9 protein-coding genes and 4 pseudogenes are annotated in these 10422 nt (G+C 60.7%); 4 read left to right on the top strand and 9 right to left on the bottom strand.

The window, feature by feature from the left end; all coding sequences use genetic code 11:
* Positions 1 to 287: 287 nt before the first annotated feature.
* The 5 genes and pseudogenes from SO140_RS44740 to SO140_RS44720 all read right to left on the bottom strand — a co-directional run bounded on the left by SO140_RS44740 (position 288) and on the right by SO140_RS44720 (position 1980).
* Entirely contained in the window at positions 288 to 578 is a 291-nt protein-coding gene (locus SO140_RS44740; protein ID WP_474805086.1) for a WGR domain-containing protein, read from the bottom strand.
* A 35-nt stretch (positions 579 to 613) separates the two neighbouring features.
* Complete coding sequence (locus SO140_RS44735) at positions 614 to 820, bottom strand: hypothetical protein (protein ID WP_474805088.1); 207 nt, start codon at positions 818 to 820, stop codon at positions 614 to 616.
* A gap of 65 nt (positions 821 to 885) precedes the next feature.
* Positions 886 to 1194 (bottom strand): annotated as a pseudogene (locus tag SO140_RS44730) (type IV toxin-antitoxin system AbiEi family antitoxin domain-containing protein); the annotation flags it as partial.
* Positions 1194 to 1694: pseudogene (locus tag SO140_RS44725) on the bottom strand (SDR family NAD(P)-dependent oxidoreductase); the annotation flags it as partial. The pseudogenes SO140_RS44725 and SO140_RS44730, both read right to left, overlap by 1 nt.
* Positions 1695 to 1734: 40 nt before the next feature.
* Positions 1735 to 1980: a hypothetical protein gene (locus SO140_RS44720; RefSeq protein WP_498544103.1), complete on the bottom strand. Its 246-nt coding sequence runs from the start codon at positions 1978 to 1980 to the stop codon at positions 1735 to 1737.
* Positions 1981 to 2253: 273 nt separating this feature from the next.
* Between SO140_RS44720 and SO140_RS44715 the strand changes: the two genes are divergently transcribed.
* Positions 2254 to 2400, top strand: a complete 147-nt coding sequence (locus SO140_RS44715) for a hypothetical protein (protein WP_498544102.1) — start codon at positions 2254 to 2256, stop codon at positions 2398 to 2400.
* Positions 2390 to 4459, top strand: coding sequence for a recombinase family protein (locus tag SO140_RS44710; RefSeq protein ID WP_474805046.1), 2070 nt, complete (start codon positions 2390 to 2392; stop codon positions 4457 to 4459). The genes SO140_RS44715 and SO140_RS44710 overlap by 11 nt, the downstream gene beginning before the upstream one ends.
* On the opposite strand, the pseudogene SO140_RS44705 reads toward SO140_RS44710, so the two are convergent.
* A pseudogene (locus tag SO140_RS44705) lies at positions 4429 to 4689 on the bottom strand (IS3 family transposase); the annotation flags it as partial. The gene SO140_RS44710 and the pseudogene SO140_RS44705 sit on opposite strands and share 31 nt — an antisense overlap.
* Positions 4690 to 4726: 37 nt before the next feature.
* Positions 4727 to 6100, bottom strand: coding sequence for an IS30 family transposase (locus tag SO140_RS44700; RefSeq protein WP_498544101.1), 1374 nt, complete (start codon positions 6098 to 6100; stop codon positions 4727 to 4729).
* 47 nt (positions 6101 to 6147) lie between these two features.
* On the opposite strand from SO140_RS44700, the pseudogene SO140_RS44695 reads away from it, so the two are divergent.
* A pseudogene (locus tag SO140_RS44695) lies at positions 6148 to 6387 on the top strand (phytochelatin synthase family protein); the annotation flags it as partial.
* A 218-nt stretch (positions 6388 to 6605) separates the two neighbouring features.
* On the opposite strand, the gene SO140_RS44690 reads toward SO140_RS44695, so the two are convergent.
* Entirely contained in the window at positions 6606 to 7892 is a 1287-nt protein-coding gene (locus tag SO140_RS44690) for a flavin-dependent oxidoreductase (protein WP_474804928.1), read from the bottom strand.
* Positions 7889 to 9058 (bottom strand): ABC transporter substrate-binding protein, encoded by a 1170-nt coding sequence (locus SO140_RS44685; RefSeq protein ID WP_474804926.1) that lies wholly within the window; start codon positions 9056 to 9058, stop codon positions 7889 to 7891. The genes SO140_RS44690 and SO140_RS44685 overlap by 4 nt, the downstream gene beginning before the upstream one ends.
* 143 nt (positions 9059 to 9201) lie before the next feature.
* Between SO140_RS44685 and SO140_RS44680 the strand changes: the two genes are divergently transcribed.
* A complete protein-coding gene (locus SO140_RS44680) occupies positions 9202 to 10140 on the top strand; it encodes a LysR family transcriptional regulator (RefSeq protein ID WP_474804924.1) in 939 nt (312 codons plus the stop codon).
* Positions 10141 to 10422: the final 282 nt, after the last annotated feature.

Raw genomic sequence — 10422 nt, 5'->3', positions numbered from 1 at the left:
TCTCAACGGTGTCCACACTGCCGAAAACGACTCCTTGAAAAACACTGGCGCAGACCGATTCTGCCAAAGTAGTGCTAATCTGATTGAGCCGTAGCTCATCCGCCAGGAACAGGGGGAAAGAGGGCCAAACACCCATTTATGGAATTTGTATCGTCTATACTATTGGCGAAGACGCGAAAGTTCACTTTCGCATAATATTGATTATGGAATACTTTTGCAATTCTTGAAATGCGACCGAATATGACTTCGGATTACTTTGATATACTTTCGATCACATTTTGTCCAGATCAGCCAGCTTGCGGCGTGTCGCACGCCGGCTCCAAGCCCGGAAAGTGCCGCTGGACATAACCACGACGGGTTTTGCGCTTGAGCCAGGACTCGAGGGCCTCGGCGGCCTGCACGTGCCCATTGAACAGATCGAGCCGCCGTCGGCCGCGCGCACCGAGACGACCCCATTCACGCACCAATGCCGTATCGCCAAACAGCGTCGGTTCGATCGTGAGCACATAGAACCGCGCCATGTTCCGGGCCGGATCGCGACGCTCGAGCACGATATATTGCACGGTGAGTTCGGACATGCGCCAGAATCGCAATTACCGAATCGACCGTCCAATTAAATAAATGAATCGATCAGGGCCAACGATTCAGAAATTTCATGCTGATAACGGGACAGGTCGCGGCCAGGCTCGCGATAGGCGACTGAGACGTCGCGCAACTCCGGTTCGAAGACACGGCCCCTGATCACCGGCGTGACCTCGATCTTGATCTGCGCGTCGCCTTTCTGGACGGTCAGCTTGGGCGGTGCCGCCCTTGAGCGCAAAATCGGGCTCCGCCGCGACGAACGGGATCGTCTCGTTCAACAAGGCCACTTGATGCCGATATTTTTCAGACGGGGGCATTGAGGTCGTCTGGGATGGTTATGAGGTATTTGGTGTCGAGTTTGCCGCCCTTGACGAGCATACGCTTTCCCGTGCCGAGATTGACTTTCGACTTGTCGATCTGTTTGAGCCAGGCGTGCTGATGTCGCTCCGCGAACCAGAAGAACAGTCGTTTGACCTTGACGCTTTTGCAGTCGTCGAAAAGCATTTGCAGCCGTCGGGGACTCAGGCTCCTCAGGCCTTCTGCCAGCGCATCGACCTGATGGAAGCTTTCGTGGCGGGGCAATTCGTCGAGCAGTTCGAGGAACGCACGTTCGCGCCGGGCATCAGGCACGTGACCGTGACATTGCTATCCCTCAGCTCTTCGCGGATCGCGAAGGAGAATGAATCGAGGAAGGCCTTGCTGGCGTTATAGACCGCCTGAAAGCTGCCCGGTATAAAGCCGGCGATCGAGCCGGTGATCAGGATGCGCCCCGAATTGCGCCGGAGCATCTCGTTTCCGGCGCGATGGATGAGGTAGAGCGTGCCGGTGATGTTGGTGTCGATCACGCGCCTGACATTGGCAAAATCCTGATCGAGAAAGGCCTTACCGAGCCCGACAGCGGCATTGGCCAGTAACGCATCGATCGGCCGGCCGGCGAACGCGGCGCAGAGCTTATCGACGCCCTCGCTAGTTGCAAGATCGACTTGCACCGACTCGACGCTGCCGCCCAGCCGGCGGAGCTCATCCGCCGCGTCCTCGACCGCAGGCTCGTCGGCCGCGATTAGAAGATCGAAACCGCCCTCGGCGCAGCAGCGCGCGAGCTCCTTACCGATGCCGGTGGACGCCGATCTTCCCCCGAAAAAATGGACAGAGTTAAGCGGCTTTTAGCTCCATCTCGATCGGGCTGATATAGCCGATGGCGGAGTGACGACGCTTTCGATTATACAACAACGTTTGAGAACGCCCACAGGACCGTTTTTCGCGAGGTTCTTTATCGGTATCATCCTTGGTTTGGTCGGCGAGTTTGCGTTCATAGGACCGTCGACAAAGCTGATGATGTCGTTTTTCGCTGCAGCCTGGACGGGTCGCAAGCAGATCGTTGGCTGGAAGTTCCAGCATGGATGTTCGACCGGACGGCATGCTATGACGCCGAGCTTTTGACAGCTCAGCCGTTTGTCAGCATCGATGCACTTGCGGCGCTCTCTGCGTGTCTCGATCTAGCGAAGGATCGAACGCCATCAGCTGCCCTGCTTTCTGGCGCATCCAAAGGCTCTCACGACCAGAATCGGGGAGCGACTCATGTCACGCCAGACGGCAATGCCAGGGAGCGGATACCGACAGAATCGACAACCGCGGTCGCAGCAACAGATGGATCTGTTCGGGAGCGGCCTGTTGAACAGCGCCATCGGCGCGCCGGCATGGTCGGAGCTGCCGGCGGAAGCACGGGCGGCCCTGACGAGTCTGATGACGCAGTTGATCCTCGCCCATGCATCGGCGACGGCAACGCCGCGCGCGAAGGAGGTCGGTCATGATCTCTGACAAGGTCAGGCCTCATCATCTGGCGCGCAAGGCGCTTCTTTACGTGCGTCAATCCTCAGCGCATCAGGTGTTGCACAATCGCGAGAGCAGCGCGTTGCAATACGCCATGCGGGAGCGGCTGACGGCGCTCGGATGGTCAGAGATCGAAGTGATCGATGATGATCTCGGTCGTTCGGCTGCCGGCGGGGTACAACGCGCCGGCTTCGAGCGGATGGTAGCGGAGGTTTGCCTCGGTAAAGTTGGTGCGGTCTGCGCGCGCGAGGTCTCGCGGTTCGCTCGCAACAGCCGGGATTGGCAGCAGCTCATCGAGATGTGCCGCGTGGTCGATACCGTTCTGGTCGATCAGGAGACCATCTATGCGCCAAGGCACGGCAACGATCGCCTGTTGCTCGGGCTCAAAGGCAGCCTCAACGAGTACGAACTGGATCTGTTGCGCCAGCGTTCGCTCTCGGCCCGCTATGAGAAGGCGCGCCGGGGCGAGTTGGTTGTAGCGGCGCCGGTCGGCTTCGTGAAGGCCGGCGACCATTATGAGAAAGATCCGGATCGGCGGGTCCAGGAAGCGATCAAGCTGGTGTTCGACAAGGTTGAGGAACTGGGCAGCGCGCGACAGGCGCTCTGCTGGCTCCACGAGTACAATCTCGATCTGCCGGTGAAGCAGACCAACGGCGACACGGCCTGGCGGCGACCGAGCTACTCCGCCATCCACCGGATCATTGAGAACCCGGTCTACGGCGGCGCCTATGCCTATGGTAAGACGGCTGTCGCGGCGGGATACAGCGCCGAAGGCGTGAGCGTGAAGATCCGCCGCAAGGCGCGGAACGAATGGTTGGCACTAAAGCCCAACACCCACGATGGGTATGTGAGCTGGGAGAGGTTTGAGGCGATCCGCACCATGGTCAGCAGCAACGTTCCTACCGGTCGGCATCACGGCGCGCCCAAGCATGGTGACGCGCTGCTGGCCGGTCTGATCCGGTGCAAGCGCTGCGGTCGCAAGCTCACACTCCGGTACTCCGGCATGAAGCACTATATCCCGCGCTACAGCTGCAGCCGCGCTTGGATGGACAATGGCGGTCCCCACTGCATTGGCTTCGGCGGACTGCGCGTCGATGATGCAATCGAGGAGGCACTGCTCGGCGTCGTCAGTCCGGGCGCTATCGCCGCGGCAACCGCTACCGCTAGGGAAGCCGGGGAACGGCGGGATCAGGTGCGCGAGGCTCTCAGTCGCGACCTCGAAGCGGCGCGCTATGCCGCCGACCGGGCCTTCCGGCAGTACGATGCCGCTGACCCCGCGAACCGGCTGGTGGCGGGCGAGCTTGAAGCGCGCTGGAACAGGGCGCTCGCTCACGCGGTGGAGGTCGAGGGCAAGATCGCCATGCATGATGCGGCGACGCCCGCCCCCATTGCTGATCCAGCCTCGCTCGGCGTTCTGGCCTCGAACCTCAAAACGGTCTGGGATGCGCCGACGACGGATGCGCGCCTCAAGAAGCGCATTGTGCGCACCCTCATCCATGAGGTCGTGGCCGATATCGACGATGCGGCCTCCGAGATCGTCCTCGTCGTCCACTGGGTCGGCGGCGTTCACAGCGAGATACGCCTGCCCAAGCGCCGGCGCGGGCAGCGTAACAGCACCTCCGCCAACATCATCGAGGCTGTGCGCCGACTGGTGCTGATCGCCAGTGACGATCTGATCGCCGGCCTCCTCAACCGCAACGGCCTCAAGACAGGTAACGGCAATCGCTGGACGCGCGAGCGTGTCACCTCGATGCGCTCGAGCTATCGCATCCCGGTGTTCAAGCCCGCCGAGGACGGGATCGAGCCCTGGCTAAACCTCAGCAATGCCGCAAAACTCCTCAAGATCGCGCCCAAGACGCTGCGGCTAGCCGCCGAAGCCGGCGAGATCGAAGCCATCCACCCGCTATCGGACGGCCCGTGGATCTTCGCCCGCACCGAGCTATTAACAACTGCTGCTCAATCTATCGCCGAACGAGCGCGACAGAACCCAAGATACCCCACGGGATCGCATCCCAATCAGCAAAGTCTCTTCTCTTCAACAACATAGACAGATGGGTGTTCTGATGCGCGGTTGTAGAAGCCCTCGATGTAAGCAAAGATATCACGTGTGGCTTCCTCACGTGTTTCGTAATGCTGGTGATGGACGAGTTCCGTTTTGAGCGTGTGAAAGAAACTCTCCATCGGCGCGTTATCATAGCAATCGGCCTTGCGGCTCATCGAGGCCTGAAAACCGGCGGACTGCATCATCTTGCGATACTCCGCCGAAGCATATTGGGCGGATTCAAGCGGTCGTCGCAACACCGATTGTGTTCACTCACGATAGTAACTCGTCAAGCGCCTCTGCCGGCGTTTTCCAACCCAGGGTTTTTCTCGGTCGAGCATTGAGGGCCGCGGCCACGGCGGCGATCTCGTCGGCGCTGTGGACGCTCAGGTCGGTGCCTTTCGGGAAGTACTGACGCAGCAGCCCATTTGTGTTCTCGTTGGTGCCACGCTGCCATGGGCTTTGCGGATCGCAGAAGTAGATTTGGACACCCGCGTCGATCTTAAGACGATCGTGCTGAGCCATTTCAGCTCCCTGATCCCAGGTCAGCGAACGACGCAGCTCTTCGGGCAAGCTGATGATGGTGCGCGTAATCGCGTCGCGCACCGCTTCAGCTCCGTGTCCTGCGAGAGCAGGCCCATTCTTCATGCGCGGAGCTTCGCCATGCCCCGCAAGCCGGGGAAGATGCAGCAACATCGTGAAGCGCGTCGTACGCTCAACCAGCGTGCCGATCGCCGAGCTGCCAAGACCAAGGATGAGGCCTCCCTCCCAGTGACCCGGCACCGCGCGATCGGCCGCTTCGGCGGGGCGTTGACTGATCATGATCTCCGGCGAGACAAAGCTCTTGCCTCGCCTGCGTACGCGCGCCCTGGGGACCCGCAACACGCGCCCCGTTCGCAAGCAGGCCGACAGTTCGCGGCGTAGCGCTCCCCGCCCCTGAACGAAGAGGGCTTGATAGATGGCTTCGTGGCTGATGCGCATCGTCTTGTCGTCCGGGAAGTCGATCGGCAAGCGTCGGGCAATCTGCTCTGGGCTCCAAGCCCTGGCCCATCGCCGATCCTTGCGCGGGCCATGCCGGCGGCCCTTCCACGGAACGGCGAGACCAGGAACGGCAGCGCCACTCGGGGTCGTGACGACGCCGGCCAGTCGCTGCTCCACATAAGTGCGCAAGGTTGTGTTGAGCGCAAGCTTGCTCGGTTTGGGTCGACGGGCCGATCGCTCGGCGTGCCATTGGGCTGTCGACGCACGATACTCCAGGCCGCCGCTGCGCGTCGCGGCATTGCGTCGTAGCTCACGGGAGATGGTCGAGACGGATCGGCTAAGTCGGCGTCCGATCTCGCGGCTCGAAAGGCCCTGAACGCGAAGAAGTGCAATCTCCTCACGTTCCGCAAACGAGAGGTACCGCCCGGACGGCGGCTTGGTCGAAGTTTTGAACATCGCTGGTGCCATGCCGCCCGCCTGTCGGAACAATCTGGTTCCGACAGGCTGCGACATACCAGCCGCCAATGCAGCATCCTCGCTGGTCATCCCCTGCGCGATCCCCAACCAAAATCGCTGGAGTGCAGATCGCCCCGCTACTGGCGGTCGTCCCGGTGACGGCAACGGCGCTCGTCCGGAACGGTGTGATCCTCGCTTTCGAATGCCCATCGCAACCTCCTTCGTTCAGGTGTTGCGACGACCGCTTGAATCCGCCCCTGCGTCGCTCAAACGATCCCGGCCGACGCTACATCGTGAATTTCGATCGCTCGCAAATTTTTGGTGCTGGTGTTGGGCATCATTCGTCTATCGGGGGCTATCTCGAAGCCGAGGACCTAGTTTTCGTGCTCGATGTCAATTCCGACTACCGGCCATGGCTAGTCGAGCGAAAGCGGCTGTTCGCGGCTGTAAATACGTTCGACGGTGATAAGAAACGCGGACTGCTGCTGATAGAGTAACAACATTTGCAATCCCAGCGGCATGTCACCCATTGGCTCTTTGGCGACGTGCGTGGGCCGGGCTATGACCGCTTTGCGCCACCGCGGAGTCTGCGGGTGGCCCGTCAGCGAAATGGTGAACGCAAGATTGAGGACTGGTCAGGATGGCTTAGCGGAGCTCAGGTTGAATTTTTTTCGCATTTGACTTAACTGGGACATGCCTTCCGTCTGCCGGGTCCTTACGTCGAAAGCAGGCCTCGGAAATGTCCCTGCTGAGACAGATAGGACGGTCTATGATTGACCGTTTCGACATCGAGGCCCGCGGCCGCGGCAAACGATTTCGTGATGCCGTCGAGCTCAAGTCGCGAGATCACGTCTTCGACACGGGCAAACCCGTTCGGCGCTCGCTCTTCAACGAGCTGCATCGCGACTTCGGGTCCGAGTTTCCGGTTTCGCAAGATGATATCGTTCATCGCGGGCCGACGCTCTGCTTCATAGCGCTCCAGCGCCGCGACGGGATCGTCAGTCTCGATCATTGCGCGGGCAAGGCTCCGAGCATCCAGAACGGCTTGCGAACCAGCCTGGCCGCCCGTCGGCTGCATTGGATGTGCGGCGTCGCCGAGAAGGGTGACACGGTCAAACGACCAAGCCGCGACGGGGTCGCGATCAACCAGCGGAAACTCGTAAATGCTGTGCGATTGCTCGATCAGCGCCGGCAGATTGAGCCAGGGAAATCGCCAACGCTCAAATGCGGCGAGCACTGCCTGCTTTTCGACGCGCTTGTTCCAATCTTCCCGCGACGGCGCCTGATCCGGGACCGTCATTTGGCAAATCCAGTTGGTTAGCAATTTGCCCCCGGCCGCCTTGCCGATCGGGTAGACGATAATCCTCTGATGGAAATGCCCGGCGATGACCATCGTCCGCCCGTCGAGGAACGGCTCGGCCGCGACCGCCGCTCGCCACAGGATTTGCCGTGCAAAGCAAGGCAGTCCCTCGTCGGGATAAAGCTGGAGCCGCGCAGCGGAATGGATTCCGTCGGCACCAACTAGCACATCGGCCTCGTCAAACAGTTCCGAACCGGAATCCCGGTCGCTGAAACGAGCCCGTACACCACCGCTGTGTTGCTCGAAGCCAACCAGTTTCGCTCCAGTGCGGACATTTTCATCGCCGATGCGCTCGCGCGTTAAGCGAAGCAGGATCAGTTGCAGCTCGCCGCGATGGATGGAAATTTGCGGCCAAAGATATCCAGCTGCCAGCCCCCTCGGCTCGCTATGGATCAATTGTCCAAACTTGTTGCAAAGATTCAGGCGCCGCGTGGCAATTCCGGTCTCTGCAAGAGCATCGCCGAGCCCAAGCTCCGTCAGCTCGCGTACCGCCGTTGGCTGCAGGTTGATGCCGACGCCGAGCGGACATGGATCGCGCGCCGCTTCGTAGACGCGGACGCATACGCCAGCCTGATGCAGGCTGAGCGCAAGGCTCAGCCCGCCGATGCCGCCGCCCACGACGATGACACGCGCATCCCTCATTTCGCGACGGCCACGCGGGGGTCTCTGATATTGTTGAAGGTCTCAAACTCGGCATTGCGCAGCTCACCGTCGATCTTCTTGACCTTACGGATATAGATGTTGTGCACAACCTCGCCGCTGTTCTTGTCGATCGACATGGGGCCGCGCGGGCTATCCCAGGCCATGCCCTTCATCGCGGCAACGAGGGTCTTGCCGTCGGTCGAGCCGGCAGTCTTGTTCAGTGCTTCATAGATGAGGTTCATGCCGTCATAACCCGACACGGCCATGAAATTCGCGCGCTCCTTCGCTTCCTTCTGGTAGGCCTCGGTAAACGCCTTGTTCAGGGCGGACGCGTGCGTGGCCGAGTAGAAATGCGCGGTGACCGTACCCAACATGGCGTCGCCCATGTTCTGCAGCGCTTCGTCGTCGGTGAGGTCGCCGGGACCGATCAATGCAATGCCGGCCTTGTCGAGGCCACGCTCGACGAACTGCCTGGCGAAGGCCGCGGCCTGTGTCGAGGGAATGAACACGAACAGCGCCTGCGGGGCGGCTTCCTTGACGCGCTGCAGGAATGGCGCGAAGTCGGGGCTGCGGAGCGGAACGCGGATCGCCTCGGCGACCTGACCACCCGCCGCCTTGTAGTTATTGGTAAAGGCTTCTTCCGCCTCGAGTCCGGGGGCAAACTCGGTGACCAGCGTCACCGCCTTGCCGAGCCCCTTTTTTGCTGCCCAATCTGCGAGGACAGCCGAGGATTGCGCCAGCGTGCAGCTCGTGCGTACAAAGAACGGCGACTTCCCGACCACCGCGGTCGTGCTTGAAATCATGATCACCGTCGGCTTCTGCGCTTCGGTAAGCAGCGGTGCGCTGGACATGAGGTCGGCCGTTAAGCTGCCGCCGATGAGGTCGACCTTGTCGTTGACGACGAGTTCCTGAATCATGCGCTTGCCGGTCTCGCCGGACGAGGCGTCGTCCCTCACGATCAGCTCGATCCGCTTGCCGGCCACGGTCTCGCCGTGCTGTTTGATGTAGAGGCGCGCGCCCGCAAGCACCTGCTGCCCTGCAGCCGCCAGCGGGCCGGTCATCGGCAGGACCATCCCGATCTTGACGGTGGCTTGCGCAAAAGCGCTACCGGATGCGGCGATCGACGTTGCGAGAACGGCAGCCGAAAGAATGGAATTCCCTGGCATTGCTGGCCTCCTCTCAGAGTCGGCCCCCCTCCCCGTCGGGATTCAATGATCGCCGCGGTAGGTTGAAATACTGGCTATGTCCGCAGTAGTTTGAAAGTCCGATTTTGAGACATCCCTGTAGCCTATAGACTAAGGGGGCGAAAATGGACTGGTCGGATCGGATCGGCCGCCGCATCAAGCTGCGCGACCTTCACGTGGTGCTCGCGGTGGCGGAATCGGGCAGCATGGCGAAAGCATCGCAAAAGCTTGCGATCTCCCATCCTGTCGTGTCGAAGACCATCTCCGATCTCGAGCAAACGCTGGGAGTAAAGCTGTTCGATCGCACCTCGCAGGGGGTCGAAGTGACCCGCTACGGGGCGGCGCTGCTCAAATGCGGCGTCAATGTCTTCGACGAGATGCGGCAGGGGCTGAAGCAAATCGAATTCCTCACCGATCCAACGTCGGGCGAACTTGCGGTGGGTTGTCCTGAAATTATGAATGCCGGCATCATGCCGGCGATCTCGGAGCGTCTGCTGCAGCAGCATCCACGCGTGCAGTTGCGAGTACTCCATGCCGACATAGCGCTGTTGCAGTTCAATCTGCTCCGCGAGCGCAAGGTCGAACTTCTCGTCGGGCGGCTGCCGGATCCTTTTGTCGAGGATGACCTACTGGTCGAGCCGCTGCTACAAGAGCCCTTTGTCGCGGTCGTCGGCGCAAACAGCAGTTGGGCACGCCGTCGCCGCGTCGAGCTTGCTGATTTGACGGAGGAGTCCTGGGTGCTTCCGCCGTCTGACAGTACGCCTGGCGGAATCATTTCGGGAATCTTTGCCGCCGCCGAATTGAAATTCCCGCGAGCCGCAGTTGCAACGTTGTCGATTCAACTCACCACGACGCTGATCGCGACCGGCAAATTCGTTGGCATTCTGCCAAACTCAGTTGCTCAGTTTAGTGCCGGACGCGTCGGTTTGAAGATCCTGCCTGCAAGAATTCCCGCCACGCGCTATGCAATCGCCATCCTCACCGTTAAGAGCCGCACGCCGGGTCCGCTGGCAAAATTGTTCGTCGAGCATGCGAGAGCGGTGGCAAAATCGCTGTTCAACTGATCTGAGTGGCCCCGCTGTTCGAAGGCTGCCGCACGACTTGGAACTCGTCGACGTCGGCTTTGCGCTAAAGCTGCCTCCGCGAAAAGATCGCATTCTGCCTCCATTGCAATTATCACTCAATCCGGCTGACAGGGCCAGACCACTCGCTAGCAAAAGGCCGTGCATTAGGACACGATGGCCTCCCAAGCCCGGCGGCTCTGCCTCGACTAGCACTACTTTGGCAGAATCGGTCTGCGCCAGTGTTTTTCAAGGAGTCGTTTTCGGCAGTGTGGACACCGTTGA

The organism is Bradyrhizobium sp. UFLA05-108 (assembly GCF_059803455.1).
The sequence above is the reverse complement of the archived record's forward strand: the minus strand, read 5'-3'. Positions and strand labels throughout refer to the sequence as shown.